Genomic DNA, 26,617 nt, shown 5'->3' with positions numbered 1-26,617 from the left:
GGGGGTGTTCGCCCCGTCTGTCAAGGGAGGCCCTGTGCCTGGGAGGGAGAACCCTGTGCCCGCACTCACGAGCGAATCACAGGACTCCGGGCGGGGCCTGCGCCTTGACCCGCGCACCAAGCTCATCGCGATGTTGGTCATGGCCGCAGCGGTGGCGCTTGCCCCGAGCGTGACCTGCGAGGCCGTGCTTATGGTCCTTGCAGCTGTCTTTGGGGTACTGTTGGGCAGGTGGAGGGCCTCTGTCGCCATGCTCCTCTTGTATGCGATGACGCTTGCGGCCGTGCAGTTCGTCCCACAGCTGAAGGACGTGGCCCTGCGGACCATGCTCTTCTCGTTTGCCTTGCTCGTGCGCAAGGTGTTCGCCTGCAGCCTCATGGCTTACGCCACGGTGGCGACCACCCACGTGAACGAGCTCATGAGCGTGCTCGCAAAGGTCGGTGCGCCCCGTACGGTGGCGATTCCCGTGGCCGTAGCCCTGCGCTACCTGCCTGCGGTGCGCGAGGACTGGGGTTACATCAGGGATGCCATGCGCATGCGTGGTGTCTCACCGAGTCCCCTCGGGTTCATGAGGGCCCCCATGCGCACCATTGACTGCATCTACGCACCCCTGCTCATGAGCGCGAGCCGCGCCTCCGACGAGCTTGCCATGGCGGCCGTGGCGCGCGGCATCGAGAATCCCGTGCAGCGGACCTGCTATCTGCACATCTCCATGGGTGTCGCGGACTACGTCGTGCTCTCGGTCTTTCTCGTCGCTATGGTCGGGACACTGGTCCTGAAGGTGCTCGCGTGATCGGCTTCGAGCACGTCTCCTTCTCGTACCGCTCGGCGGGCGCGCTTGGCAAACCCGTGGTCAGGGACGCGTCGCTGTCTGTGGCCCCCGGCGAGCTGGTCGTGCTCTGCGGACGCTCGGGGTGTGGAAAATCGACCCTTCTGCGCTTGGCCAATGGGCTTGCGCCCCGCTTCTTTCCCGGAGACAAGGACGGCCGCGTATCACTCGATGGCAGGGACGTGGACGACCTTGCCAGTTGGGAGATCGCCCAGAGGGTGGGCTCGCTCTTCCAGAACCCGCGCACCCAGTTCTTCAACGTGGACACCACCGGCGAGGTGGCCTTCGCGCTGGAGAGTGCCGGATGGGAGGAGCAAGACATCCGCTCTCGCGTGGGCGAGACCTTCGAGGAGCTTGGTCTGACGGCGCTTGCAGGTCGCGACATCTTTCGGCTCTCGGGTGGCGAGCGTCAGAAGGTGGCCTGTGCGAGCATCTGGGCCATGCACCCCTCGATCCTGCTTCTGGACGAGCCGACGAGCAACCTCGACCTCCCCTCCATCGCGGACATGGCGAGCTTCGTCAGGCATGCCAAGGCCAAGGGGTGCGCGATCCTTGTGGCTGAGCATCGGCTCTCTTGGCTCACCGGTATCGCCGACAGGTATGTGTACCTCAAGGAGGGTCGCGTGTCTCGTACCATGGAGGCGGCCGAGTTTCTCGCGCTCGACGTCTCTGAGCTTGAGCACATGGGCCTGCGCTCGCGCAGCCTGGACGAGGTGGCTCCCACGACAGCCCCTGCGAGCGCGAACCCCGTCGGCAGAGGGGACGTGCTGCTCGCAGCGCGGGACCTCTCGGTCTCCTATGGTGGGGATCCCGTTCTGAGCAAAGTCACGATGGAACTGCACACAGGCGAGGTCACAGCCCTCGTCGGCCGCAACGGCGCGGGCAAGACCACGCTCTGCCGGGCCCTGTGCGGGTTCGTGCGCCGGGTGCAGGGACCCGTTCTGCTCGGCGGCACTCCCTCCTCGCGCAAGAGACGCCTGCGGGCCTCGGCGATGGTGTTCCAGGATGTCAACTACCAGCTGTTCGCCGAGAGCGTGCGCGATGAGGTGACGTTTGGCCTGTCGCGGCGCGAGGCTGCAGGGGTGGACGTCGACCGCATCCTGAGAAGCCTTGCGCTCGAGGGGCTGGACGGACGTCATCCGGCCACCCTGTCAGGGGGCCAGAAGCAGCGGCTTTCCGTGGCGGCGTGCGTTGCCGCCGACAAGCGGGTGCTCGTGTTCGACGAGCCGACGAGCGGCCTTGACCTCGACGGGATGCAGCGCATCGCCCGTCTGCTCGGGCGACTCGCTGACCAGGGTTGCGCGATTCTGGTCGTCACGCACGACCTGGAGCTCGTCGCACGCGCATGCGAGCGAGCGCTGTACGTGAAGGGTGGAAGGGTGTGCGCCCAGATCACGGTTTCCAAGCAATTTGATCTCATGAAAGAAATGATGGACGTGCCTGCGCCCCGCCAAGGAGGGTCTTATGGAAGAGAACAAGGACACGCATGAGAAGAGGGACGCAAACCCCATCGCCCTCGTGTTCAAGTGGGCGGGGCAGCATAGGAAGTACCTGGTCGCCTCGGTCGCGTGCGCCACGCTGTCGGGACTCATGGTCGCCGTGCCCTACCTCGCCGTGTTCGACGTCATGCGTGCCGTCTACCTGAAGACCTGCACGGCCGAGCTGATAGCTGGCGACGTGGGCATGCTCGTGGTGGGTGTCGTGCTGCGATTCATCCTATTTGGCCTTGCGGGCACGCTCTCGCACAAGGGCGCCTACGGGGCGCTCTTCGACGTGCGCTGCCTCATCCTCGAGCGCCTCTCGAGGGCCCCGCTCGGCGAGATGGACGAGCGCAGCACGGGAAGGATCAAGACGGTGCTCTCCGATGATGTGGAGAACCTCGAGCTTTTGCTTGCGCACAACCTGCCCGAGGCGTTCATGTACGCTTCGGGACCCGTCGCGACGCTCATCTTCCTCCTTACCGCGAATGTCGCGCTGGCCTTGGCCACGCTCGTCCCCGTTGCCGCCGCCCTCGCGGTGCTCGCCTCGCTCTTCAAGATCATGGGCTCGATCATGGGCCGGGCCATGGAGTCGCTCGAGGACATGAACTCCGTCATGGTGGAGTACGTGAGCGGTATGCGCACCGTCAAGGCGCTCGACCTGGGCTCGCGCTCGTTCAGGCGCTTTCGCGCCGCAGTGGATAAGGAGCACGAGATCTGGTGCGAGATCTCGCGCAGGACGGGACCGGGCTTTGCCGCCTATGTCGTCATCATAGAGGCCGGCCTGATCATCATGGTACCGATGGGCGCGCTCATGTTAGAGAGTGGCCTCGTCGACGCCTCGACCTACCTCCTGTTCGCCTTCGTCGGCTCGCTCTACCTCACCGAGATCAGGCTCCTACAGGACTTCTCGAACAAGCTCTCGCAGGCTACCACGAGCGCCGGGCGCATCGAGGAGCTTCTGGAGCTGCCCGTGTTCGGCGCGGGCGCGCCGTTTCCCGACGACGTCTCCATCCGTCTTGACGACGTGTCCTTCAGTTATGGGGAGAGGGATGCGCCCGAGGTGCTGCACGGCGTCTCGCTCGATGTCTCGGCAGGCGAGCATCTCGCCATCGTGGGACCGTCCGGCTCGGGCAAGTCGACCCTCATCCAGCTGGTGGGGCGCTTCTACGACGTGACTGCGGGCAGCGTCTCCATCGGCGGCATCGACGTGCGAGAGATCGACTATGACGACCTCCTGTCTCACGTGTCGGTGGTGTTCCAGAAGACCTTCCTCACGAGCGGGACTATCCTCGAGAACATTCGCATGGGCTCTGACGCCACGCTCGAGGAGGTGCGCAGCGCCGCGCGCCGTGCTCAGGCAGACAGCTTCATCATGGCGCTTCCGCAAGGCTATGACACCGTGATCGGCACGCTGGGCGGCCGGCTCTCCGGGGGTGAGCGACAACGCATCGCCATTGCCCGTGCCATCTTGAAAGACGCTCCCATTCTCATCCTCGATGAGGCGACGAGCTCCGCCGACCCCGAGAACCAGGAGCTCATCGATGCTGCCATGGACAGTCTCTGCGAGGGCAAGACGGTACTTGTCGTCGCGCACCGGCTCGATGTGGTGCCCTCCTGCGATGCCGTTGCCGTGATGGGGGACGGACGTGTCAGCTGCGTGGGAACGCACGATGAGGTGCTTGAGAAAAGTCGCTACTATCGTGGCGCTTGGGCCGCCTGGACGCGCTCGCGCTCCATGAGCTACCGCGTCGGTGCGGACGTCTGTGGCGCCTGCGCCGGCGAGGGGAAGGAGGGGGTCTCCCATGCCCGATAGGACCAACGATATGGCGCGCAGCCCGTTTGCCAAGAACCGTGACTTCTATCTCTCATGTGCCTGTACGGTCGCAGAGGGTCTGCTCGGCGGGTCAAACTTCATGCTCATCTGGCTCGTGATGCACCAGCTCTTCTCAGGGGCGTTCGAGCTTGCGCCCCTTCTGCACATAAGTGCGGCACTCGTCGCTGTGTTCGCCGCACGCCTTGTGATCTATCGCTTCGGGTACGTGCGCGGACAGGTGGGAGGCGCGCGCGTCAGCCATGACCTACGAGTGACAATGGGAGACACCATCAAGCGCATCCCGCTGTCCCGCTTCAATGAGCGCACGAGCGGCGAGTACCTGCAAGCGCTCACGGTCAACGTGAACGACTACGAGCAGATCCTTACGCACCGGACGGGCGAGATTGTCAAGTCTGCGGCCCTGGCCGTTGTGCTCGGCGCGTTCACGCTCTGGCTCTACGTTCCTGCCGGTATCGTCGTGCTGGCGTCCTTCCTGCTGCTGGCGCCCGCCGTCGCACTCTCGTGGCGGCAGGTCAGGGTCTTTGGTCCTCGTAAGGACGAGGTGCGCGCAAGCAATTCCAGCGCCATCATGGAGCATGTCGACGGCATGCAGACCCTGCGCGCCTACGGGGTTGCGGGGGTGCACAACGAGGCCATCGTCGAGAGCATGCGCGAGTTCTCGCACGTGAGCTACGTGTACGAGAAGGTCATCATCCCCGTGGGGGCGGGGCTTTCCATCCTTGTGGGCCTCTCCCAGCCCCTGCTCGTGTGGCTGTGCTACTGCGCGTGGACGACGGGCTCCCTTCCCACGGAGTCGTTCTTGCTCCTCTCCATGCTACCCCTGCTCACGCTCAAGCTCGCGGGTGCTCTGTTCATTCACCTGACCGCATACCGCAACCTCGAGATCGCCAAGAGAAACATCTCCGATGTGCTCGCCGAGCCCCAGGAGGCGGGCAGCTTCGAGGACGTGCCGATGTGCGATGCGGGAATCGAGCTCGCTCACGTGGAGTTCTCCTATGGTGACGGACCGGCCGTGCTCAAGGGTTTCGACCTGGTCATTCCAGAGGGGCGGCTGTGTGCCCTCGTGGGTGACTCGGGCTGCGGGAAGTCGACGGCGCTGGGCCTCATCGCGCAGCTGTACCGGCCAAAGGACGGCACCGTGAGCTTCGGGGGTGTGGACGTGGGCGCCTTCGCGCCCGAGAGCGTCCTGCGCAACGTTGCCCTCGTGGACCAGGATGTGTTTCTCTTCGATGACTCGGTGATGGACAATGTGCGCTATGCGCGTCCCGCCGCGAGTGACGAGGAGGTACGTGAGGCGTGTCGGCTCGCCAACGCCGATGGCTTCGTGAGCGCCCTTCCGCAGGGCTATGACACACGAATCGGCGAGCGAGGAGGGAAGCTTTCTGGTGGCGAGCGACAGCGACTGTCCATCGCCCGCGCCATCCTGAAGGACGCCCCTATCGTGCTCCTCGACGAGGCCACGTCGAACTTGGACATCGATAACGAGCTGGCCGTGAGGGAGGCCATCTCCAACTTGCTCTTTCGGCGAAAGACGGTGGTGATGGTGGCCCACACGCTGCCCTGCATCTGCACCGCCGACATGATCGCCGTCATAGGGGGTGGACGGGTCAGCGAGCAGGGTACGCACGACGAGCTGGTGGCGCTTGGGGGCAAGTATGCCCGCATGTGGGCCGCGTCAGGGCGAAAGGGGCGCTGAGCAGCTTGCGGATGGTGGCCTCTCTCCGATGGTCGGCCGCGACAGGAACGGTCCCACCGCACGCCTCCTGTCGGTCTCCAAGCTCAGGAACGTGCTCGACACCAAGGGGGTTTCTCCTTACCCTGAGTTCCCGGCACCTCCGTAGCCCACAACTGGCAGCCTGATGGTGTCTCGGCTTGGCCCAGGGCGCGCCATCAGCGAGGCCCTCTGCCCAGACTGCGCCTTTCCGTGAGGCGTCGGGCCAGGCCGAGGCCTGCGGGCCCTGGCGGAACCCCCCCCCCGCAGCCTGGCGGGGGGTTGCCCGAGCGCATTTGCCCAGTTGGGCCACTTTTCATAGTGCCCCGCAGGCTGGCGGGGGGTCGTGCCCCACGCCTCCCGGGCGGCGACGTGACGGAAAAGCGCATTCTGCGCGACGTGGTAGCCGCAGACTGCGCCTTTCCGTGCAATCAGGCCCCAGGCCGAGGCTTGCGGACCCTGGCGGAACCCCCCCGCAGCCTGGCGGGGGGTTGCCCGGACGCATTTGCCCAGTTGGGCCACTTTCCATAGTGCCCCGCAGGCTGGCGGGGGGTCGTGCCCCACGCCTCCCGGGCGGCAATGTAACGGAAAAGCACATTCTGCGTGACGTGGTAGCCGCAGACTGCGCCTTTTCGTGAGGCGTCGGGCTAGGATACGCCCCTCCGTGGGGCCGCTGCGCGCGGGCGGCGGCCCATGGCCCTCCGCAGCTGGGTACAGGCCCTCGGGGCAGGCCCAGGCTGAAGTCAGAAGGAGAAGATGGCCTATGGGCGAGCGTCTTATGCTAACCAATGCACAACGGAGGTACGTGGGGCTGAATCCCCTTGAGGCGCATTGGGACGTGGTGGATATCAAGGGAACCCTGTACTACTTCGAAGGAGACACCATCAGAAAGGAGATCTCGACCTCGGATTCCGGGGAAGGGCCTTTTTATTACCCCGTGAGAGCGAGCTGGATGTCAAAACGGCAGAAAACTAGACGCTACCGATCCGGACTTCGCGTATCTGCAGTACGGCTTGATCTATCGGGAGCTCACGCTGTCCGAATACAAGATGCACGAGGACGAGGGCTGGTATCACAGGGATTACCGCAGGGAAGATAACAGCTTTACCTTGGACTTGCAGAATCTCGAGAGATGCGTGCGGGAGGGGTCAAATGCGCCGTTTTACCCTGACGCTGACAAGGGTGGCCTGAACAACCCCCGCAACAAGGAAGACAAGGATAGGGTGTTTGCCATTTTTGGCTTGGACGGGCGTTTGGGCTATGAGGGAAACCTGAGGTTGCACCAGGCGAAGTGAGGGGCCGGGCTGACGCGGCGGGCGCCTTATCGGCTCCAGTGTCACACTGCCACGCCATGAGCGCCACCACGCCATGCGCTGTGCCACAGACTTCACCCGTCACCGCAGCGAGTACATGCTGCGCACGAGCGACATGATGCGCCCGAGCGCCTTGTCGTCGAGCTGTCCCACAAGCCTGTAGCCCCTCTGCTCGACATCGATGCTACGGGCCATCTCAACGCAGGCAAAGCCGTGAAGGTTATCCCCATCGACTGGCACATGCATGGGGTAGTTGGAATCCGTTGTCTGAACGGGAGCGACCCCGACAAGCGACGAGCGTGAATTGAAGCCATATCCAGTGATGACGATGGCGGGGCGCCTCTTTGCGGGCTCATGGCCGACAGACGGGTTAAAGTCGATCTCTATGATGTCCCCCTGCTCGAGAAAGCTCACTCGACTACCTCGGCCCCGACATCATGCCCCCAGTCTGCCTCGCAAGGGACGTAACTTTCCTTGTGACCAGCGAATACTTCATCCATCGAGATGTACGGCACATCAACCGCCCTATGGGCGTCTCGCGAGACGGGGCGAAGCATGATGAAGGCCCCGCGATCATCTTGCCCGCTCTGCATCGTAAGCTCGCTTCCAGCGGATATGCCCGCCTGCTCGCAGATGGGCTTGGGAATACGTACGGCACGCGATGTCCCCCACTCCTTAAGGCTCGTACGTACTGAGTGACTGTGCTCTTTTCTCACGTCTGCAGGCATAGTCCCTCCTGTCAAGATAAGATATCTCTATAGATATCTTATCAGAGAGGACCGGGATCTCAACCTATCGGCTGCTGTCACAGGCACTCACGAAGAGACTCTTCCGAGCGCGGGCGACATCACGGCCGGGCGAACTTCGGGTCGGCCGCGCGCACCAGCTGTGGGTGTGACCTGCAGAGCCTCTTCCATGCGGCGCTCACCTTGTCTGGTATGTCGACATGGGCGAGAAAGCCCGTGCCTTTAGGGCCGTAGCCGCCCTCGTCATCGGTGAGGCGGGGGATCTCTCCCATGAGCAGCGACAGGTAGCGCCGTGGGTCCCACATCCCCAGCGGCTCCCGGTCGTAGCAGAGCTCGCCGTCCTTGGCGACCATCCGCACGCGGTAGGAGGCGAAGTTGATGGGCGTGACGTTCGGCATCTCCCTCTTGAGACCCGCAGACATGCGTCGCTGCATGGTCGCGTCCTGCACGAGGATGAGGCTCTTACAACGCACGCCCCTCTCCTTGAGGAGGTCACGCAGGTACGTGATGTTGTTGCCGCAGTTCGTGGAGCGTCTCTCCAAGAAGTTGGCCAAAAGCCCATGGCGTGAGACGAGGTAGGCCTCGAAGATCTCGGCCTCTGTGGCGCCAGCTGCGATCGACAGGTCCGGGCAGAGGGTGCGCACGCGCTTGCGGAGGGCCTCCGTCGTGTGACCCGCACCACCGACGATCACATAGGTCCCTGCAGCCCTCGCACGCATGGCCGCAGCCAAGACATCGCCTCCCGCCAGTATCGAGCCGCCAAAGAGCGCCATCACGTCGGCCTGGCGCTGTCCCAGGTGCGCGAGCATCGCCTCCTGCGTGAGGGTCAAGACGTCACGGGGTCCCAAGAAGGCGGCCAGCGTGTTCGCATCTGCCGCAACCTTCTCAAGCTGTTCGCAGCTCCTCTCTTCCATCCGAGCCTCCAAGGTCGTTTTCGGGCAATGGGCAGGTGGTGCCCCGGCATGTTAGGCCTCGGTGCCCCAAAACCTGCGGGGTACGTGCCCGACGCACTCGTCTGACGGGACAGGGGGCTCTGCGGCCGGTCGGCAGAGCGCCTCACCAGACAACTTGTGGGACGCTAGCCGAGTGTAGCCTCACCGAGCGCGCTCGTCTCGGCGATGCCCGCCTCTGCGGCCTCAAGGTCAAGGTAGCGGCCAGCTCCCAGAACACGCAGGCCGCCAAACGCGTCACATTCGAACTTGTAGACGCGCGGAACCCCCGTGGGCACGTTGACGGTGCGGATCTCCTCGTCGGAGAGGCCCTCGATGACCTTGATGAGGGAGCGCACCACCGAGCCGTGCGTGACGATGGCGACCGTCTCGCCGAGCGAGAGGCAGGGGGTGACGAAGGACTGCCAGAACGGCTCGAGTCGCACGACCACGTCTTTCAGGCACTCGCTGCGGATCGTGGAGGGGTCGAGCTCGTCGAGGCCGTCGCGGGCTACGATGCCGTAGCGCGCGTCGTTGCCCTGCCACCAAGGAGAGTTCTCGGAGATCTCGGGCGGACGCACGTCGTAGCTGCGTCGGTAGGTCGCAAACAGCTCATCGCCGTAGCGCTTACGCATGGCGGGACGCGTCTGTCCCTGGAATGAGCCGTAGTGGCGCTCGTTCAGCCGCCAGCTTCGCATCACGGGAACCCAGAGCCGGTCAACCGCGTCGAGCACGATGTCGCAGGTCTCTATCGAGCGGCGCAAAAGCGAAGTGAACGCCGCATCGGGCTTGATGTTTGCGTCGCTCATGAGTTTGCCGGCGTGTCTGGCCTGATCGCGCCCACGCTCGGTGAGCGGGACGTCCACCCACCCGGCAAAGCGATTCTGCGTCTTGTCCGTCCATGTGGACTCACCGTGCCTCATGACCACCAGCGTCGCGCTTCTCATGCCATCCTCCCCGGTCTTGGCCCCTGCAGACGCATGGACGGCCCTGTCGCCCCGCCGCCACTTTGGGAGCTGCCCAAGACCCGTCCGCCTGCCATCATCATAGCCTCTTGCCAGCTTCCGGGCATCGATAAGACGGTGGACGTGAGGGCTATCTTGAATGTGAGAAAGGCCGTATATCCTACCTCACGGCAAAATCGCAGGCAAACCCACAAATCGCTTCTCGCCTTGTATCAGGTGAGGGCGCTTCGTCCCCAGACTCCTCCTGACGGACCCAGGTGTGCCAGGCACATGTTGCGGCACGCTGGCGCCAGGCTCTATACTGTGGAGACACCATCGTCAGGGGGAATGCCCATGCAGCTCGGCCAGCTCAGATATGCCATCGCCGTTCACGACGAGGGCGGCTTCACCAAGGCGGCCGACGCCTGCCACATTGCGCAGTCTTCTGTGTCGCAGGCCATCTTGGCGCTCGAGCGCGAGCTTGGCGTGGCGCTGTTCGAGCGGCGGGGTCGTACGGTGGTGCCAACCGTAGCGGGGGAGTACCTGGTGCGACGCGCACGGGCACTGTTGGCGGAGGTCGACCAGCTCGTACGGGAGACCTCGCGCCTTGGCAGCGATGCCGAGCTCACGCTGCGCATCGGCTTTGTGGGTGGTGTGCGCCACGAGATTGTCGAGGCAACCGGGCGATTCGCAGAGCTCTACCCTGAGGTCTCGCTCGTCATCGTTGGCGGTGACCACCTCGAGCTGACCGAGCGCCTTGCTGCGGGGGAGATTGACCTCGCCATCTACGAGCAACGCGAGCGTTTGCCCGAGCGCTTTGCCACGGCACTCGTCGCGGAGCTGCCCAGCTGGATCGAGCTTTCCACGCGCGACCCCCTTGCGCGCAGAGACGGCGTCACGGTCGCCGACCTGCGGGGTAAGCCACTCATCATCACCTCGTCGGAGACGCACCGCGACGTCGAGCGAGGCTACTTTCGCGAGATGCTGGGATATCCGGACGACTTCGTGTACGTGGGTTCGCGCGACGAGTCGGTACTGCTCATCGTGGGTAACCAAGGCTACGAGCAGTGCGACCATGTGCCCGGGCACGAGACCTTTCGCCCGGGCCTCACCAAGGTGGCGCTCGTGGGACCCGACGGCACGCAGCTGCATCGTCCGCTCATTGCCGCATGGCTTGCCGAACGCGGTGGCTACTACGCCGAGGAGTTTGCCGAGACGCTGCGTCGGACCTTTTCGGAGGAACTGGGGGAGGCGTAGCGCAGAATCATCGGCTTTGCCTATGGATGGGATACCGCATCGGAATTGCTCGTGTGCTGCGCATGCGCTTTAATCGCCTCAATGACCGTGCGTGTCGCCACGAGCGCGATCTCAAGGAGAAGGGATCTTTCCATGCGTATCGACCACCTCGCCATCCACGTCCGCGACCTCGACGGAGCCGCCAAGTTCTTCAAAGAGTACTTTGGCGCCCAGGTAGACGAGACCTACCACAATCCCAAGACCGGCCTGCGCTCCAACTTCCTCAAGCTCGACGAGGGTCCGCGCTTCGAGATCATGACACGGCCAGGCCTCAAGGAGCAACCTAGCACCACCATGTGCTACGGCTACACGCACATGGCCTTCGCGGTGGGCAGCGAGGCTGCCGTGGACGAGCTCACCGAGCGCCTGCGCGCCGACGGCTACAAGATCCTCTCTGGTCCGCGCGTGACCGGCGACGGCTACTACGAGACCTCGCTTCTGGGCTGGGAGGCCATCAACATCGAGATCACGGTGTAGGTGTTGAAACCTTGCCACGTACGTCCTACGTCGTTCGGGTGGCTGTGACGTCGTGGCAGATCCACTCGTTCTCTTCTGTCGTCTTGCGGTCCGCGCTGATGGGCGCATCGAACGTGAGACCCACCGCCTGCGCAGCATTGACGGCATCAGTCGATGCACGACCCTCTCGCGCCAAGCCTTTGGCACTAGTGCAAGAAGTTTCTCTCAATTTACAATTAAGATAGCGTTATTGTAGAGGTGTGTCCGATTTGGGAGAGGGTCGGCGTCGTGTGGGGATAGGGAGAGGGCGATAGCCATGAGGACGTTGTCGGACGAGCGTACAGAAGGGAAGAGAAGGGCGGCTTGCGTGGAGGACGACACCCGTGCAAGGGGTGGGCGAACGCAGGCTCGCGTCCCGATGGCGCTGACGGGGCTTGCCCCTGGCGAGACGGCGACGGTGACGGCGGTGGGAGGTGAGGGTGCGCTTCGCCAACACCTGCTTGACATGGGCGTCATTCCAGGGGTGAGGATGACCTTTGTCAAGCCGGCCCCCATGGGCGACCCTTTGCAGTTCAGCGTCAGGGGCTACTCTCTCACGCTGCGCGTGGCAGATGCTGAGGAGGTCTCCATCCGGAAGGATACATCCGCCGACCTCAGCGCCACAGGATCGCATACGACTTCACCTCCCTCGCACCCCGTGACCCACCCGGGCATAGGCGAGGGCGGCATACGCCACGTGCGCGCCGGCCATGCGAGCGAGCCGGCGATCCCGGAGGGGACGACCCTTACCTTTGCACTCGCCGGTAACCAGAACTGCGGCAAGACCACCCTCTTCAACCAGCTTACGGGGTCGAACCAGCATGTGGGTAACTTTCCGGGCGTTACGGTCGACCGCAAGGATGGATCCATCAGGGGGCATCCCGACACGAACGTCACGGATCTCCCCGGAATCTATTCCATGTCACCGTACAGCCCGGAGGAGGTCGTGAGCCGTCGCTTCATCCTCGACGAGAGGCCCTGCGGCATCATAGACATCGTGGATGCCACCAACATCGACCGCAACCTCTACCTTACGACGCAGCTCTTGGAGCTGGGCATCCCCATGGTGCTTGCCCTCAACATGATGGACGAGATGCAGGGCAACGGCGGCTACGTGCGTACCAACCTCATGGAGTCCATGCTGGGCATCCCTGTGGTCCCCATATCCGCCATCCACGACGAGGGCGTGGACGAGCTCGTTGACCATGCCGTGCATGTGGCACGCTATCAGGAGTTCTCGGGAGTGCAGGAGTTCTTCGACGATGGGACTGAGCCTGGCCCGGTACAGCGCTGCCTGAAGGCCATAGCACAGCTCATATCCGATCATGCCCAGCGGGCGCGGATCCCCTTGCACTTTGCGGCCACCAAGGTGGTGGAGGGGGACCATGACGTGATCTCCGCGCTCGACCTTACCACGCGCGAGGAAGAGACCATGGAGCAGATCGTGGCGCAGATGGAGGAGGAGCGGGGCCTCGATCGCTCTGCCGCCATCGCCGACATGCGCTTCTCGTTTGTCGAGAGGGTCGTGTCTGCCTGCGTGGTGAGGCCCCACGAGAGCAAAGAGCAGCTGCGAAGCGAGCGCGTAGACAAGCTGCTTACCAGCAAGTGGACGGCCATACCCGCCTTCGTCGCCATCATGTCGGCGGTGTTCGTGCTCACCTTCAACGTCATCGGTCCCTTCCTGCAAGACCTGATGCAGCAGGGGATAGACGGGCTGTCCGACATGGTGGGCCCTGCGATGGAGTCCGCAGGCGTCAGCGCTGCCATCCACTCGCTCGTGATCGACGGCATCTTCGGCGGGGTCGGCGCGGTCCTCCTCTTTCTGCCCATCATCGTGACGCTCTTCTTCTTCCTGTCCCTCCTTGAGGACACGGGTTACATGGCTCGCATCGCGTTCGTCTCGGACAGGCTGCTGCGGCAGATCGGCCTTTCCGGTCGTACGATCGTGCCCATGCTCGTCGCCATGGGCTGCACGGTTCCTGCCGTCATGGCGACGCGAACCCTGCCCTCGGAGCGCGACCGAAAGCTCACGGTCATGCTCACGCCCTTCATGGGCTGCTCGCCTAAGCTTGCCACCTACTCGTTCATTGCCGCAGCCTTCTTTCCGGGGCATGCGGGGTGGATAGTGGTCGCGATCTACCTCTTTGGTATCGTGATGGGCATCCTGACCGCCATCGTGTCGAGGCGGGCGGCGTTTCGTGGCGAGGCGGTACCCTTCATGATGGAGCTACCCACCTACCGCATGCCAAGCATCCGCAGCGTGCTGATGCTGGTGTGGGACAAGTCCCGCGATTTCGTGAAGCGCTCGTTCACGGTGATCTTCGCTGCCACGATCGTCACGTGGTTCCTGCAGTCGTTCGACCTTAGGTTCACCATGGTCGAGGATACGAGCCAGTCCATGCTCGCTCAGGCGGCGGGGTGGGCCGCGCCCCTTTTCGCGCCCCTGGGACTGGGGGATTGGCGCATCGCCTCCATGCTCTTCACGGGTTTCATCGCCAAGGAGACGATAGTCTCGACGCTCTCGGTGCTCTTTGGGGGCGTGGACGGCCTCGTCCAGGCGCTCTCCCCGCTCTCGGCCGTCTGCCTCATGGTGTTCGTGCTGCTCTACACCCCCTGCATCGCCGCCATCGATGCCGTGCGCCGCGAGATGGGAGGGAAGTGGGCCGTCTGGGTCGCCTTCTACCAGTGTGCCCTCGCGTGGGTGGTGACCTTCGTGGTGCATCTGTGCGGGGTTGTCCTGGGCTTGGGATAGGCGAGCCTCGACGCACGCAATCCCCCTCACTCGCGAGGGAGCGTCCGACACGCTTGGGGCCGCCTGGCGGTGTGATATCGTCACTGCCAGGCGGTGGACGTGCGAGCCTGCGCGTTCACGCTCACCTGGCGGCGCTTGCCTGCACCTACGTGAAGAGGCCCTTGACGAAGTAGGTCACCAGGGTTCTGATCGCCTGTTCGAAGCCTGGGAAGTCCTGGCTGGTGATGTGCGTGTCCATGAAATAGATGAGCTCGTAGACCTGTTGGACCTGACGTATCCTCTCCTCGTCAAAACCCGCCTCGGTCATCCTCTGGGAGAACGTCCGCGTAAGGAACTGGTGGAAGGGGTAGCTCTCCCTCTTGGCGTCGGACCAGTAGTGTGCGTGCAGCGCGCTCGCGATGGCCGGGTTGTCCCACTCCGACAGGATTTTGTTGCTTGCGACGAGCCTCAAGGAGCAGTCGAACAGCTGGCCAGCAACCCTTACCGGCTCGGCCGTCCAGTCGATCTCGTCCATCATCTGCCTTCGGATGCGGTCGTTCTCCTCGTCGTGGACGTCGATGAAGGCCTCCTCCTTCGATCGGTAATAGTTATAGAAGCTTCCTACGGCGACCTGTGCCTCCTTGGCGATGGCCGCTATGCTCGTCGCCTTATATCCCCTTTCGGAGAACACGCGTCGGGCGGCCTCCCTCAGGGTGCCTTTCTTGTCTTCCACTGTCCTCAGCTCCTGATGAATGAACAGCACAATATGTTCGCTCGCACCATAGACCGGCCCTCAGAATCTGTCAAGGGCAAACGGGTGGGTACGCAGGTCCCTGTCAAACGCCACATCGCTTCTCATGGGAGTGCCACCTGGCGTGCACGTGCCGCCCGACGTCACCGAGCGGCGTGGTCGAGTTGTCCGCCAGCTTCGACAGGGCCGCAGACGGGTCCGGCGCGACAGTCTGAAAGGACATCACTGGCCTAACTGTGAAAAGTAACAGCGCTACCTCGCGAGCCGATCGGTACACTTTTGCCCCGATCGGGCTAGCGCAGCTCTCCGCAAATCCTATCATAATGGAGTAAGTATTATCTAACACGGCTCGGGTAGACCATGTGGGTATGCGAGCGAAAGGTGTGAAATGCGAGAAGCAGCAGCTGGTTCCACCTCGCTGTGGGGGGTTCGTCGCCTCAGAGGACGAGACCTCATCACCATCGGCATATTCTTCGCCCTCTACGTTGCCGTCTCGATGGTACCTATGGTCATGTCGGGCATTCACCCGCTGGTTTGGGTGCTGTTTCCCGGACTTGCCGCCATCGTGGGTAGCGTGCCGTTCATGCTTCTGTGCACTCGTGTGCGAAAGCCCCTCGCCGTTCTCATCATGGGGGTGCTCCTCGCCTTGCTGAGCGCCTCTACGGGCAACCTCGTGCTTGCGCTCGTCCTGGTTGTTGGCAGCTCGGCCCTCTCGGAGTTCGTGCGCTGGCTCACCGGCTATGCCAGCTACAGGGGAAACGCGGTCGCTTTCGCGTTCTTCTCGTTTGGGTGGATGATCTCGCCTCTGCCCACCATCTGGCTTTACCATGACTCCTTCATGGCGCAGATCTTGACCCAGGGCATGCCCGATGACTATGTGCGAACATGTGAGCAGGTTGCCGACCCCTCTTTCCTCGTTCTCTGCGCCATGTTCACCCTCGTGGGCGCGACTATAGGTTCCTTCGTTACCCATCGGCTGTTCAAGAGGCATTTTGTCAGGGCGGGACTCGCCGAGGGATGACAGGTGTGTGGCTGGGTTCCTTCAGGCTCGACCCGCGCACGAACATGGGCCTGCTCCTGGCGCTAACGCTCGTCTCGTTCGTCGGCAAGCCCCTCTGGCTTGAGGTTGGTTTCGTGCTGGCACTGGCCTTTCTGCAACTACTCTGTGGGTATGGGAGGATGGCAGTGAGCTTCGTCGTTGCCTTCGCCCTGCTCGCGTGGGTGCTCGACCATGCCTTTGCCGCAGGCGCGGTGGCATTTCTGTCCTCACTTACCTACATCCTCACGCTTGTGCGTCGCGTCTTTGGGGTGCTCATGGTAAGTTCGCTGCTTGCGGCCGACAACTCGGCGCATCGCATCACGGCGGCGCTCAGGCATCTTCGTGTGAGCGAGACGGTGCTGGTTCCCCTTGCGACGGCGCTGCGCTACTTTCCGACGCTCGCAGAGGAGGTGGGCCACATACGTGACGCGTTGCGTCTTCGCGACATATCCCTCTCGGAGCGCGTCGAGGCCCTCGTTGTCTTGCTTATGATGTCTGCGACGAACACGGCCGACGAGCTGTCGCGTGCGGCGGTGTGTCGCGGGATCGAGAACCCGGCTCGTCGCCCTGACACGGAGCGGCTGCGCATGGGCGCTCTTGACTGGGTCGTGCTGACCCTTGCGGTCGTGGCCTGTGCCCTCACCTGTGGGGGTGCTTACACATGAGCGTATGGCTTCGGGGCGTCTCTTGTCGAGCGTGTGGACGGCTGCTCTTTGGCCCCATCAACCTCGAAGTTAAGAGAGGGGAGTGCGTGCTCCTCTGTGGGCCCTCGGGCTCGGGTAAGACCACGCTCACCAGGTGCGTCAACGGGCTCATTCCCTCGTTCGAGATGGGCATAGAGCTCTCGGGTGAGGTCGAGGTCTGTGGGCTCAGGCCCGGCTCCTGCGAGATGTACGAGCTTGCGGACAGGGTGGGTTCGGTCTTCCAGAACCCCAGGTCCCAGTTCTATTACCAGACCTCGGACGACGAGCTTGCCTTTGGGCTTGAGTGCGCCGGCGCAGACGTCGGACTCATAGAGCGGCGGGTCGCCGAGGTCGTGAGCGGCATGGGCATCGAGCGTCTCTTGGGCAGAGACGTGGCGCGAATGAGCGGCGGAGAGCGACAGGCGCTCGCGTTTGCTTCGGTTGCCGTGGCAGACCCTGACGTGTACGTTCTCGACGAGCCTACCGCCAACCTGGACGTCGTCTCCATCGAGACGCTGCATGCCCAGATGGCCAACGTGCTTGCGCGAGGTAAGACGGTGATCATCGCCGAGCATCGCCTTGCCTATCTTGGTGACCTGATAGATCGCGCCATTCTCTTGAGGGACGGTCGCATCGTCAGAACGATGTCTCCAGGCGAGTTGATGGGACTTTCCGACGATGAGAGGGCCGAGCTGGGCTTACGTGTGAGTAACCCCAGGATGCTGCCATCACCTGAGCTGACCTTTGCCCCTCCCGCTACCTCGCCTCCCTCCACGCACGGCCTATCGCTGCGCGGTCTCTCTGTGCTGCGAGCCAAGCGGGAGGTCTTCTCGCATCTTAGCCTGGACGTGGCTCGTGGCGAGGTCGTGGGCCTCGTGGGGGCGAATGGCTCCGGAAAGACCACGCTGCTTCGCGCGGTGGCGGGGCTCGAGCGCAGGGTGAGGGGTGGTATCCTTCTCGATGGTCGCAGCTGTTCGGGAGGGACTCGGCAAAGGATGTGCTCCATGGTCATGCAGGACGTGAACCACCAGCTCTTGGGTGACAGTGTGCGAGGCGACTGCGAGCTCTCGTGTGATGACCCCACGAGGATCGATGACGTGCTTGGCTCGCTTGACCTTGCCGACGTGGCCGACTGCCATCCCATGTCGCTGTCTGGCGGTCAGAGGCAGCGCTTGGCCATGGCGGCCACTCTGCTCTCCGCTCGCCCGGTCGCCCTCTTCGACGAGCCAACCAGCGGACTCGACTACAGGCATATGATAGAGGTCGGAAGGCTGCTGCGGGGTTTGGCAAATACAGGAGCCTGCGTCATGGTGGCAACGCATGACACGGAGCTTATCGCACGCTGCTGCGACCACGTGTATCGCCTGTCGGGGCGGGGGTGATGGCATGGATGAGAGTGCGCTTCTGAGCGAGCTCAAAAGCCTGTATCACTCGGGCGTCCCGGCTGTCGCTCGCAGGGGCGTCAGCTCTGCGGGGAGTCGGGACACGAGCTTTGAGCTGTCCGTCGAGGGTGATGTCTACCTGATACGCATCCTCAACGAGACGGGGAGGGGCACCATACGATTCGTCACAGTGATGCCTGGCGTCTATCTCTCGTTCAACGAGTTCAACATGGCGCAGTGCTTCACAGGCTTTGCCTTTGACGGCAACCACATCAGCGTGAACCACTGCCGTGCTGGTCGCATCGAGCAGGCTCTGCCAGGCGGGACCTACTCCTACACCGCCCGCGGTGACTTGAGAATCAGTGACTTCGTGGGGCATGCCGGTACCTACGTGTTTCCGACCGAGCACTACAGTGGTGTTACCGTTGACTTCGACATAGACGTCTGCGAGGGGCCCATCCGGCGTATGCTGGACGGTTTTCCCGTGAGCGTGCGGGCGCTTCGCAAGAAGTTCTGTCATGCCGGCCTGCCCTTTGTGCTGCACGACTGTAGTGCCGCAGAGCACGTCTTCTCCGAGCTCTACACGGTCGGCCAAGAGAGCCTTCGCGTCTTTGCCAAGGTCAAGATGCTCGACCTGCTGCTTTTGCTCGACCGCGTGGATGGGGACGATCAAGGGCAACAGTTTGAGTACTTCCAGCGTGCGCAGGTCGAGGGGGTCAAGCGGGCCTGCGCCCTCATGGTGGCTGACCTTACCAAGACCTATGGGGTGGGGGAGCTGGCCAGGCTGGTGGGACTTTCCCCCACAGCCCTCAAGAGCTGCTTCAAGGGCGTCTACGGCATGCCTCCCTATACCTATCTGCGGACGTACCGAATGGAGCGGGCATCCGAGATGCTGCGTCAGGGAGATCTGCCTGTGTCCGACATCGCCGCAACGGTCGGCTACGGAAGCCCGTCAAAGTTCACCGCAGCGTTCAAGGCGCTCATGGGGGTGACACCCTCAGCGTACCGACGTCTGGCGCATGAGGAAGCGGATGGGGTGAGACGCACGCCATAAGGGCGCAAGACCAGCCCCCCATCCGACTATGGTCTCTCATCCTGCAAAGGTCTTCCGTCCGATCAGCCCATTCTCCGTCCAAGCGGGGCAGGTGAGGCAGGCCATGGCGCTATAGTCAGCGCCAGGCCTGCGAGATCACAGGCCATGCAGGGAGACAAAAGACGACGGGGTGAGACCATGGCGGATGGGGGCAAGGAGGCACGAGCGCAAAGGGGCTCGGTCGCTCGGGGCACAGAGCGACACCTGCACAAGGACACAAAAGGCTGGCTCAAGACCTTACTCGGCTACACGTCGCATTGTCGGGGGCGCATGGTGCTCGCGGGACTGCTCTCCATTGCCAGTGTGTTCGCGGGCCTCGTTCCCTACTATGCGACATACCGTATCATCGACATGGTGGCCACATCTCCCGCAGACCGGGACGTCCCCTGGTCTTTGGTCCTCGCATGGGTTGCGGTTGCCGCCCTCGCGCATGTCGTCAAGCACCTGTTCTTCGCGATTGCCACCATCAACTCGCACATCTGCGCCTACTCCATCCTTGCCGAGTTGCGCCTGGGCATCGCGGGGCGGCTCATGGACGCCTCGCTCGGGACGGCGCGGGCAAGGTCCGTCGGTCATCTCAAGAACGTGGTGGCCGACCGCATCGAGCAGATAGAGCTGCCACTTGCCCACATGATTCCCGAGCTTTCCGCCAACCTGCTGCTGGCTGTATCCATCGCAGCATGGCTCGTGGCCATCGACTGGCGCCTTGCGCTGTCCTGCCTTGCCACGCTGCCCATAGGGCTTGCCATCCTCGGCGTCGGGTCACGAGACTACTACAGGATGTATGGTGGCTACCTGTCCAGGCAGGATCAGGTGAACTCCGTCGTAGTCGAGTACATAGAGGGCATTCGTGTCGTGAAGGCCTTCAATCAGACTACGAGCTCCTACCAAAGGTTTGCGAACGCGGTGACGGACTTCCTCGACTATACGCTCAGGTGGATGCGGACGGCGCGTCCGGCTCTGGCACTCTCGATGTCAGTGCTACCCACCACGCTGCTTGGCGTGGTGCCCGCAGGCGTTACCCTCTTTAGCGGTGGCTTCCTTACGGCGGGTGAGTTTGGCCTGGCGTGCATGCTCGCCCTCGCGATCGTCACCCCTGCCGTCTATATGGGCGCGAGCCTCAACGAGATGAACCTTATCGCCTACTCCATTGCCGATGCCCAAGAGTTCCTAAGCCTTCCCACGCTCGACCAGCCTGCAACCCTTGCGGACGTGTGTGGGTACGACGTGCGCCTGGACAAGCTAAGCTTCTCCTATGACGGACAGACCGAGGTACTGCATGACCTGTCGCTCAGGTTACCTGAGGGCAGCTTCACGGCGCTGGTGGGACCGTCTGGTTCGGGTAAGTCGACTATCGCCCGGCTCATCGTGCGTCATTGGGATGTCTGCGCGGGATCGGTGTCCATCGGTGGCGTCGACGTGCGCGCCATGCCACTCAACCAGCTCTCGTGCTTGGTGAGCTACGTCTCGCAGGATGACTACCTGCTCGACGGCACGCTTCTCGACAACCTCCGGATGGGCAAGCCGGATGCGAGCGAGGATGAGCTGAGGGTGGCGGCAGAGGCGGCAAGCTGCGAGGAGTTCGTGTCCCGTCTTCCGCGTGGCTGGGACACGCCGGCTGGGGAGGCGGGTCGGGCGCTCTCGGGCGGCGAGCGACAGCGTATCTGCATCGCGCGGGCGATACTCAAGGATGCACCCATCATCATCCTCGACGAGGCAACTGCATTTGCCGACCCCGAGAACGAGGCGCACATCCAGCGCTCGGTCGCCCGTCTTGCTCGCAAGAAGACACTCATCGTCATCGCTCACCGTCTCTCGACCATTACTGCGGCCGACACCATCTGCGTCATGGACAAAGGGAGAATCGTCGCGAGGGGCACGCACGAGTCTTTGCTGAAGGGCTGTCAGCTCTATGCAGACATGTGGATGGCCCACGTAGGGGCGGCTGGCTGGGCGGCGGGCTCGCACGCTCCTGTCACGTCTGAGGACTTAGGGGGTGGCGCTCGATGATCGGCGTGTATAGGCGGGTCATGACCTGGGTGGGACGCCTCAGAAGACGTTTCTGGGTGGGCTTTCTGCTCGAGATCGTCATTGCCGTGGCGACGGCCGTCCCCGTCTTCGTTGCGGCGCACGTGCTTGGGCAGCTCGTGAGTGTCGCACGCGGACAGGTGCAGATAGACAATGGGCTGGCATGGCGTTCTCTTGCTGTCATTGCGGCGTGCGTCGTCGTGCGTGCGGTGCTCAAATTCCTGAAAGACACTGTACAGGAGAGCATCGGCTACGAGCGGGCGGCACAGACGCGACTCGCGGTTGGCGACGTCCTCAAGCGCGTGCCGCTTGGCTACTTCCAGCTTGTGGGGACGGGTAACATCCTGTCTGCCGTGACCACCAACCTTAACATGATTGAGCTCGAGGCGGTGCGCCAGGCGGACGCCGCGCTCGGTGGCTACGCGTCAGCGCTCGTCGTGACCCTGTGGCTGTGTGCGACCTGCCCTGTGGCTGCCGTCATCTCCTGCGCGGCCGTGGCGCTGGTGTCGCTCACCCTCAAGGCCATCAACCGTGCAGCAAGGCGGCTCACGCCATCCGCGCGCACGGCGACCGAACGCCTCTCGGGCGCAGTCGTCGAGCTCTATGCCGGACTCGGTACGGCCAAGTCGTACGGTACGAGCGCGGAGACGCTCGCTCCTTTCAGGAATGCCGTGGCAAGTCTTTGGGATGCCCGCGTTGCCATAGAGCATGCCTTCACGCCCCCGGCTACCATTCACAGGATCGTCTTGGGCGTGGCCTCGGCCGCCCTTCTTGTCGCCGCAGGCGCGGCCCTCCTTGCTGGGCAGATGGCGACCTGGGAGTTCATGGCCATCGCGCTCCTCTCGACCACCATCTTTGGCCCCATCTTGCGCTTGGTGGACGCGGCGCACATGCTCGCCGATATCGATGACGCGCTTGACCGCATAGACGCCGTGCTGGATGCTGAGCTTATCGACGAGAGTGGCTACGAGGTGACGCTTGAGCGCCATGACATTGAGTTTGACCACGTGTCCTTCTCGTACCCGCGTGGCGCAGGCGAGGGGCAAGAGGTGCTCCGTGACGTGAGCCTTGCGATTCCTGAGGGCACGACCTGCGCTATTGTGGGTCCCTCCGGCTCGGGCAAGACCACGATGGCGAGCCTGATGGCTCGCTTCTATGACGTGGGCTCCGGAGCGGTGCGTGTGGGCGGACATGACGTGCGGGAGTTTGGCTGTGACAGCTTGCTCAGGAACTTCTCGATGGTGTTCCAGGATGTCTACCTCTTCGATGACACGATCGAGGCCAACATCGCCTTCGGGGTACCCGGGGCCACGCGCGACATGGTGGTTGAGGCTGCGCGCCGCGCCCGGTGCCACGAGTTTATCTGTGCTCTGCCAGAAGGGTATGACACCAGGGTGGGCGCGGCTGGCAGGAGTCTTTCGGGTGGCGAGCGCCAGCGCATCTCCATCGCCCGGGCGCTTCTCAAGGATGCGCCCATCGTGGTTCTCGACGAGGCGACTGCATCGATCGATCCCGAGAACGAGCGGCTCGTCCAGCAGGCCCTGAGCGAGCTTATGCGCGGCAAGACCGTGATAGTCATCGCGCACCGCCTGGCAACCATCGAGCACGCCGACCAGATTCTTGTGCTCGACAAGGGGCGCATTACGCAGCGAGGTACGCACGGGCAGCTCGTCTCCGAGGCGGGCATATACCGCGACTTCGTTCGGGTGCGCGCCGAGGCGGAGGGCTGGCGCATCGGCAGCTGACGTCAGGGCGCTACGACCTTGCTCGAGGCGCACCAGGTGCAGGCTCTTCGTGCCGTAGTTGTTAGCTTCAACTTATATCTTTTGAAGCTTCGTGAGTTCGTGTGGGTGGGTGGTTGCGTTACCGCTAGGGCGGCGTGGGCATCACCGCCAGGGCGACGACGCAGGAGTGTACACAAATTGGCTAAAATGGACTCTCGACGCCGTTTTGGGGCATTTGTGTACACTGTTGCGCCGTGGGCTTGGGTTGTGAGTGGCCTTGGGATCACAATAGTGTACACAAATGGGAGGATCGGGCCTCTCCGCGCCGGATTGGGGCATTTGTGTACACTATTGGGCTGTTGCGCTGTTGTGGACAACCGTGGGGATGCAGGAGTGTACACAAATTGGCTAAAATGGCCCCTCGGAGCCGTTTTGGGGCATTTGTGTACACTGTTGCGACGCGCGTCGCGATACGAATCGCGACGCGAGCTGCGTCAGGTGGCACGAGCGCCTCAACCGCCATGGCGTGCCGGCGGCGCCCCCTCGCTGGCCCCCCTCGCTTGGTCGGGAAGACAGGCTCTGAGCGAGTGGCGCCGCTGCCAGGTTGGCATCTTCGCCAAGGCGTCAACCCACACGAACCCCCGAAGAGCATATCTTTCTCACGAATTATTCGGCAGGAGAAGCCATGCTCGATAGGTCATGGCGGTATTTTCCTGCGACTTTATATGCCCCATGCTTGGCTAGGCTACGTTGCCCCGCGCCCTTTTGATGGGCTTCTCGTGTCTGGTTCTAGCTGAGTGAGTGATATATCTCCAAAATAGTTTGCTATGGCTTACTGATTCATGTATGATGTACGAGAGGTTAGTTAGATAACTCTTACTCGAAGACGATTGGAAAGGTAGGAACACACATGGTCGGACTTATGGGACGAGAGGCCTCCTCCAGGCGTGGGCTGCGACTTCTCGTTGCACCCACCCTCCTCATCCTCGCGGGTATCCTCGTGGCCTATGGCATGCTGACGGGATGCTCGCAAGGCGGGGCGCCGTCCACCCAGAATGCGGGGAAGAAGAAGCCCGTTGTCCTGACCACCTTCACGGTGATCCAGGACATGGCCCAACAGGTTGCGGGTGACCACCTAGACGTGCAATCCATTACCAAGCCCGGTGCCGAGATACACGACTACGAGCCGACTCCGGATGACATCACCCGGGCGGAGGGGGCTGATTTGGTGCTTGACAACGGCCTCGGTCTCGAGCGCTGGTTCGAGCGCTTCATCGCCGACTCCCACGCCAAGCGCGTCGAGCTCTCGAAGGGCGTGGAGCCGATGGAGATAGCCGAGGGAGAGTACCAGGGCAACGCCAACCCTCATGCCTGGATGTCGCCCAAGAACGGGCAGATCTACGTCGACAATATCGTGAAGGCCTTCAGCGAGCTCGACCCTGACCACGCTGACGAGTACAAAAGCAACGGAGAGGCCTACAAGGCCCGTATCCAGAAGGTTGCCGACGAGCTCGAGGAGGGTCTCTCGAAGCTCCCCGAGGGTAGTCGCACGCTGGTGACCTGCGAGGGGGCGTTCTCGTACCTATGCCGTGACGCAAAGCTCAACGAGGTCTACCTCTGGCCGGTGAACGCCGAGAACGAGGGCACACCCCAGCAGGTGGCGAGCGTCATCGAGAAGGTTCGCTCTGCCGGGGTCCCCACCGTGTTCTGCGAGTCGACGGTGAACCCCAAGGCGATGCAGCAAGTGGCCGAGGCGACGGGGACGAATCTCTCAACCGACGCCGACCACATGCTCTATGTTGACTCGCTCTCGGATGCTGACGGCCCCGTCCCCAGTTACCTCGAGCTCCTGAGGCATGACGCGCGCGTCATCGTCGAGGGCCTGTCGAAGGGGCGATCATGATGGGTGCCTCGGGAATCCAAGTCAAGAAGCTTAGTGTGCGATACCCCCACGCGGCCTCATGCGCGCTTAAGGATGCGAGCCTGTCACTTTCTCCGGGCAGCCTGAGCGCTCTGGTGGGAGCTAACGGCGCGGGAAAGTCCACCCTCTTCAAGGCGCTCGTGGGTTTGATCCGCCCCCAGTCCGGGACCATCTCCTATGACGGATTGGGGGTGCGAGAGGCCCTCCGGCACAATATGGTGGGTTACGTCTCGCAGCGAGACAGCATCGATGACACCTTTCCGCTGAGTGTCGAGGACGTTATCATGATGGGACGTTATGGTCACATGGGCATCATGAGGCACCCATGTGGCGAGGATTGTCGTGCCGTCTCCTCCGCGCTCGAGCGCGTGGGACTTTCCGACCTCCGCCACAGGCAGGTCTCCGAGCTCTCTGGCGGACAGTCGAAACGCATGTTCGTCGCACGGGGAATCGCGCAGGGTGCACGCTTCATGCTTTTGGACGAGCCCTTCGCGGGCGTCGACAAGCGCTCCGAAGCGACCCTGATGACGCTGTTGGAGGAGCTTGCCCGTGAGGGCACCACCGTGCTGGTTGCCGTCCATGACCTGAGAATGGCTGCTACGGCGTTCGACCAGGCGGTCCTGATCGACCGTACGGTCGTCTGCCAGGGACCGGCCGATGAGGTTCTGAGGGCCGACCACGTCGCGCGGGCCTTCAGCGTGGACGCGCACACGGCTCAGGGGATGGTGGCCTGATGTCGACGGTGGGGCTCTTCGACCTCCTCTCCCACGCCTTCATGCAGCGTGCCCTGATTACGGGCTTGGCTACGGCCTTGGTCTGTGGCGTCATCAGCTGCTACGTGATCCACATGGGCTGGTCGCTCATGGGCGATGCCATCTCGCACGCGGTGCTCCCGGGGGTCGTTATCTCGTACCTGCTGGGACTTCCCTACGTTGTCGGTGCGCTCGTGTCGGCACTTCTGGCCGTCGTCCTCATTGGCGCGGTGAGGAAAAATCGCATCATACGCTCCGACACCTCCATGGGCATCGTGTTCACGACCCTGTTCTCCTTGGGCACCGTGCTCATCTCCAAGGTTCCGAGCCAGGTGAACCTCTCCCACATCCTGTTTGGCAACCTCTTGGGCGTCACGGTGGATGACATGTGGCAGGTGATCGTCCTGGGTGCCTTGGTCCTTGCGGTCGTCCTCGTCCGGAGGCGCGACCTTGCCCTGCTCGCCTTCGACTCGACCCATGCGCAGGCGATAGGACTCGCTCCCCAGACGCTCTCGACGATCCTGCTCGTTGCGCTTGCGGTGACCGTCGTGGTGTCGCTGCAGGCGGTGGGCATCATCCTATCGGTTGCCATGCTCGTCACGCCTGGCGCGACGGCCCGCATGCTCTCTGACAGCATTTGGAGGATGCTGTGGCTTTCCCCATTGGTGGCGGCGGTGGCGGTCTTGGTGGGGGTCTGGCTGAGCTACGTGTTAAATGCGTCATCGGGAGGGATGATCGGCGTCGCGCTCGGGATCGAGTTCGCGCTCGCATACGTCTTCGGCCCCCACGGGGCGCTCCGGAGGGGGTGAGGTCTCGACGTCACATCTCGCCGCCCTCGGGCCAGCGCGCCACCTATAGAGGCGCCTCCTTACGGGGCGCCTCCCCGTTGCGCGAGAACGTATTGGCATATCGTAGTTTCTGGGGAATGGAATCCTAGA

The 26,617-nt window shown here is 63.1% G+C and carries 22 protein-coding genes; 17 read left to right on the top strand and 5 right to left on the bottom strand.

What is annotated here, in order from left to right; all coding sequences use genetic code 11:
- The first annotated feature begins 34 nt into the window (after nucleotides 1-34).
- From ADJ70_RS06965 to ADJ70_RS15080, 5 genes are all read left to right on the top strand, one after another.
- Nucleotides 35-790 carry an energy-coupling factor transporter transmembrane component T gene (locus tag ADJ70_RS06965; RefSeq protein WP_253273130.1) on the top strand — a complete coding sequence of 252 codons (756 nt, stop codon included), beginning with the start codon at nucleotides 35-37 and terminating at the stop codon, nucleotides 788-790.
- Nucleotides 787-2,316, top strand: coding sequence for an ABC transporter ATP-binding protein (locus ADJ70_RS06960; protein ID WP_050340436.1), 1,530 nt, complete (start codon nucleotides 787-789; stop codon nucleotides 2,314-2,316). The genes ADJ70_RS06965 and ADJ70_RS06960 overlap by 4 nt, the downstream gene beginning before the upstream one ends.
- Complete coding sequence (locus ADJ70_RS06955) at nucleotides 2,291-4,120, top strand: ABC transporter ATP-binding protein (protein ID WP_050340434.1); 1,830 nt, start codon at nucleotides 2,291-2,293, stop codon at nucleotides 4,118-4,120. Before ADJ70_RS06960 ends, ADJ70_RS06955 begins: the two co-directional genes overlap by 26 nt.
- Entirely contained in the window at nucleotides 4,110-5,837 is a 1,728-nt protein-coding gene (locus ADJ70_RS06950; protein WP_050340431.1) for an ABC transporter ATP-binding protein, read from the top strand. Before ADJ70_RS06955 ends, ADJ70_RS06950 begins: the two co-directional genes overlap by 11 nt.
- Nucleotides 5,838-6,865: 1,028 nt before the next feature.
- On the top strand, nucleotides 6,866-7,147 hold the full coding sequence (locus ADJ70_RS15080; RefSeq protein WP_216597240.1) for a hypothetical protein: 282 nt from the start codon (nucleotides 6,866-6,868) through the stop codon (nucleotides 7,145-7,147).
- A 99-nt stretch (nucleotides 7,148-7,246) separates the two neighbouring features.
- On the opposite strand, the gene ADJ70_RS06940 is transcribed toward ADJ70_RS15080, so the two are convergent.
- From ADJ70_RS06940 to ADJ70_RS06925, 4 genes are all read right to left on the bottom strand, one after another.
- The gene (locus ADJ70_RS06940; protein ID WP_050340430.1) at nucleotides 7,247-7,579 is read right to left on the bottom strand and encodes a type II toxin-antitoxin system PemK/MazF family toxin; all 333 of its coding nucleotides are present in this window, start codon (nucleotides 7,577-7,579) and stop codon (nucleotides 7,247-7,249) included.
- The gene (locus ADJ70_RS06935) at nucleotides 7,576-7,893 is read right to left on the bottom strand and encodes an AbrB/MazE/SpoVT family DNA-binding domain-containing protein (RefSeq protein ID WP_050340428.1); all 318 of its coding nucleotides are present in this window, start codon (nucleotides 7,891-7,893) and stop codon (nucleotides 7,576-7,578) included. Before ADJ70_RS06935 ends, ADJ70_RS06940 begins: the two co-directional genes overlap by 4 nt.
- Nucleotides 7,894-8,012: 119 nt before the next feature.
- Nucleotides 8,013-8,825: an ElyC/SanA/YdcF family protein gene (locus tag ADJ70_RS06930; protein ID WP_050340427.1), complete on the bottom strand. Its 813-nt coding sequence runs from the start codon at nucleotides 8,823-8,825 to the stop codon at nucleotides 8,013-8,015.
- 164 nt (nucleotides 8,826-8,989) lie between these two features.
- Entirely contained in the window at nucleotides 8,990-9,787 is a 798-nt protein-coding gene (locus ADJ70_RS06925; protein WP_050340425.1) for a 2,3-diphosphoglycerate-dependent phosphoglycerate mutase, read from the bottom strand.
- A gap of 351 nt (nucleotides 9,788-10,138) precedes the next feature.
- Between ADJ70_RS06925 and ADJ70_RS06920 the strand changes: the two genes are divergently transcribed.
- From ADJ70_RS06920 to feoB, 3 genes are all read left to right on the top strand, one after another.
- Nucleotides 10,139-11,041, top strand: coding sequence for a LysR family transcriptional regulator (locus ADJ70_RS06920; RefSeq protein ID WP_172674458.1), 903 nt, complete (start codon nucleotides 10,139-10,141; stop codon nucleotides 11,039-11,041).
- Nucleotides 11,042-11,173: 132 nt separating this feature from the next.
- Nucleotides 11,174-11,557, top strand: coding sequence for a VOC family protein (locus ADJ70_RS06915; RefSeq protein ID WP_050340421.1), 384 nt, complete (start codon nucleotides 11,174-11,176; stop codon nucleotides 11,555-11,557).
- Nucleotides 11,558-11,852: 295 nt separating this feature from the next.
- A complete protein-coding gene (feoB, locus tag ADJ70_RS06910; protein WP_253273129.1) occupies nucleotides 11,853-14,327 on the top strand; it encodes a ferrous iron transport protein B in 2,475 nt (824 codons plus the stop codon).
- A gap of 145 nt (nucleotides 14,328-14,472) precedes the next feature.
- On the opposite strand, the gene ADJ70_RS06905 is transcribed toward feoB, so the two are convergent.
- Complete coding sequence (locus ADJ70_RS06905; protein ID WP_050340420.1) at nucleotides 14,473-15,039, bottom strand: TetR/AcrR family transcriptional regulator; 567 nt, start codon at nucleotides 15,037-15,039, stop codon at nucleotides 14,473-14,475.
- Nucleotides 15,040-15,445: 406 nt separating this feature from the next.
- Here ADJ70_RS06905 and ADJ70_RS06900 point away from each other — a divergent pair, with 406 nt between their 5' ends.
- The 9 genes from ADJ70_RS06900 to ADJ70_RS06860 all read left to right on the top strand — a co-directional run bounded on the left by ADJ70_RS06900 (nucleotide 15,446) and on the right by ADJ70_RS06860 (nucleotide 26,488).
- Nucleotides 15,446-16,078 (top strand): MptD family putative ECF transporter S component, encoded by a 633-nt coding sequence (locus ADJ70_RS06900; RefSeq protein ID WP_050340416.1) that lies wholly within the window; start codon nucleotides 15,446-15,448, stop codon nucleotides 16,076-16,078.
- Complete coding sequence (locus ADJ70_RS06895) at nucleotides 16,075-16,761, top strand: energy-coupling factor transporter transmembrane component T (protein WP_050340413.1); 687 nt, start codon at nucleotides 16,075-16,077, stop codon at nucleotides 16,759-16,761. Before ADJ70_RS06900 ends, ADJ70_RS06895 begins: the two co-directional genes overlap by 4 nt.
- Nucleotides 16,758-18,161: an ABC transporter ATP-binding protein gene (locus ADJ70_RS06890; protein WP_050340411.1), complete on the top strand. Its 1,404-nt coding sequence runs from the start codon at nucleotides 16,758-16,760 to the stop codon at nucleotides 18,159-18,161. Before ADJ70_RS06895 ends, ADJ70_RS06890 begins: the two co-directional genes overlap by 4 nt.
- A 4-nt stretch (nucleotides 18,162-18,165) precedes the next feature.
- On the top strand, nucleotides 18,166-19,215 hold the full coding sequence (locus tag ADJ70_RS06885) for an AraC family transcriptional regulator (RefSeq protein WP_050340410.1): 1,050 nt from the start codon (nucleotides 18,166-18,168) through the stop codon (nucleotides 19,213-19,215).
- A 177-nt stretch (nucleotides 19,216-19,392) separates the two neighbouring features.
- Nucleotides 19,393-21,264 (top strand): ABC transporter ATP-binding protein, encoded by a 1,872-nt coding sequence (locus tag ADJ70_RS06880; RefSeq protein ID WP_157051432.1) that lies wholly within the window; start codon nucleotides 19,393-19,395, stop codon nucleotides 21,262-21,264.
- A complete protein-coding gene (locus tag ADJ70_RS06875; RefSeq protein ID WP_050340408.1) occupies nucleotides 21,261-23,027 on the top strand; it encodes an ABC transporter ATP-binding protein in 1,767 nt (588 codons plus the stop codon). The genes ADJ70_RS06880 and ADJ70_RS06875 overlap by 4 nt, the downstream gene beginning before the upstream one ends.
- Before the next feature lie 889 nt (nucleotides 23,028-23,916).
- Nucleotides 23,917-24,909 (top strand): metal ABC transporter substrate-binding protein, encoded by a 993-nt coding sequence (locus tag ADJ70_RS06870; protein ID WP_253273128.1) that lies wholly within the window; start codon nucleotides 23,917-23,919, stop codon nucleotides 24,907-24,909.
- Complete coding sequence (locus ADJ70_RS06865; RefSeq protein ID WP_157051431.1) at nucleotides 24,909-25,661, top strand: metal ABC transporter ATP-binding protein; 753 nt, start codon at nucleotides 24,909-24,911, stop codon at nucleotides 25,659-25,661. Before ADJ70_RS06870 ends, ADJ70_RS06865 begins: the two co-directional genes overlap by 1 nt.
- A complete protein-coding gene (locus ADJ70_RS06860) occupies nucleotides 25,661-26,488 on the top strand; it encodes a metal ABC transporter permease (RefSeq protein WP_050340405.1) in 828 nt (275 codons plus the stop codon). The genes ADJ70_RS06865 and ADJ70_RS06860 overlap by 1 nt, the downstream gene beginning before the upstream one ends.
- Nucleotides 26,489-26,617 lie beyond the last annotated feature (129 nt).

This window comes from Olsenella sp. oral taxon 807 (assembly GCF_001189515.2).
In the GTDB taxonomy this organism is placed as follows: Bacteria; Actinomycetota; Coriobacteriia; order Coriobacteriales; family Atopobiaceae; genus Olsenella_F.
Note: the sequence above shows the minus strand (reverse complement) of the source record. Positions and strands in the feature narration are given on the sequence as shown.

Bases quoted from the DNA above. Each gene is read 5' to 3' on its own strand.
- ADJ70_RS06955 (WP_050340434.1), top strand. From the start codon at position 2,291: ATGGAAGAGAACAAGGACACGCATGAGAAGAGGGACGCAAACCCCATC.
- ADJ70_RS06950 (WP_050340431.1), top strand. From the start codon at position 4,110: ATGCCCGATAGGACCAACGATATGGCGCGCAGCCCGTTTGCCAAGAAC.
- ADJ70_RS06935 (WP_050340428.1), bottom strand. From the start codon at position 7,893: ATGCCTGCAGACGTGAGAAAAGAGCACAGTCACTCAGTACGTACGAGC.
- ADJ70_RS06930 (WP_050340427.1), bottom strand. From the start codon at position 8,825: ATGGAAGAGAGGAGCTGCGAACAGCTTGAGAAGGTTGCGGCAGATGCG.
- ADJ70_RS06925 (WP_050340425.1), bottom strand. From the start codon at position 9,787: ATGAGAAGCGCGACGCTGGTGGTCATGAGGCACGGTGAGTCCACATGG.
- ADJ70_RS06920 (WP_172674458.1), top strand. From the start codon at position 10,139: ATGCAGCTCGGCCAGCTCAGATATGCCATCGCCGTTCACGACGAGGGC.
- ADJ70_RS06915 (WP_050340421.1), top strand. From the start codon at position 11,174: ATGCGTATCGACCACCTCGCCATCCACGTCCGCGACCTCGACGGAGCC.
- feoB (WP_253273129.1), top strand. From the start codon at position 11,853: ATGAGGACGTTGTCGGACGAGCGTACAGAAGGGAAGAGAAGGGCGGCT.
- ADJ70_RS06900 (WP_050340416.1), top strand. From the start codon at position 15,446: ATGCGAGAAGCAGCAGCTGGTTCCACCTCGCTGTGGGGGGTTCGTCGC.
- ADJ70_RS06895 (WP_050340413.1), top strand. From the start codon at position 16,075: ATGACAGGTGTGTGGCTGGGTTCCTTCAGGCTCGACCCGCGCACGAAC.
- ADJ70_RS06890 (WP_050340411.1), top strand. From the start codon at position 16,758: ATGAGCGTATGGCTTCGGGGCGTCTCTTGTCGAGCGTGTGGACGGCTG.
- ADJ70_RS06885 (WP_050340410.1), top strand. From the start codon at position 18,166: ATGGATGAGAGTGCGCTTCTGAGCGAGCTCAAAAGCCTGTATCACTCG.
- ADJ70_RS06880 (WP_157051432.1), top strand. From the start codon at position 19,393: ATGGCGGATGGGGGCAAGGAGGCACGAGCGCAAAGGGGCTCGGTCGCT.
- ADJ70_RS06875 (WP_050340408.1), top strand. From the start codon at position 21,261: ATGATCGGCGTGTATAGGCGGGTCATGACCTGGGTGGGACGCCTCAGA.
- ADJ70_RS06870 (WP_253273128.1), top strand. From the start codon at position 23,917: ATGGTCGGACTTATGGGACGAGAGGCCTCCTCCAGGCGTGGGCTGCGA.
- ADJ70_RS06865 (WP_157051431.1), top strand. From the start codon at position 24,909: ATGGGTGCCTCGGGAATCCAAGTCAAGAAGCTTAGTGTGCGATACCCC.
- ADJ70_RS06860 (WP_050340405.1), top strand. From the start codon at position 25,661: ATGTCGACGGTGGGGCTCTTCGACCTCCTCTCCCACGCCTTCATGCAG.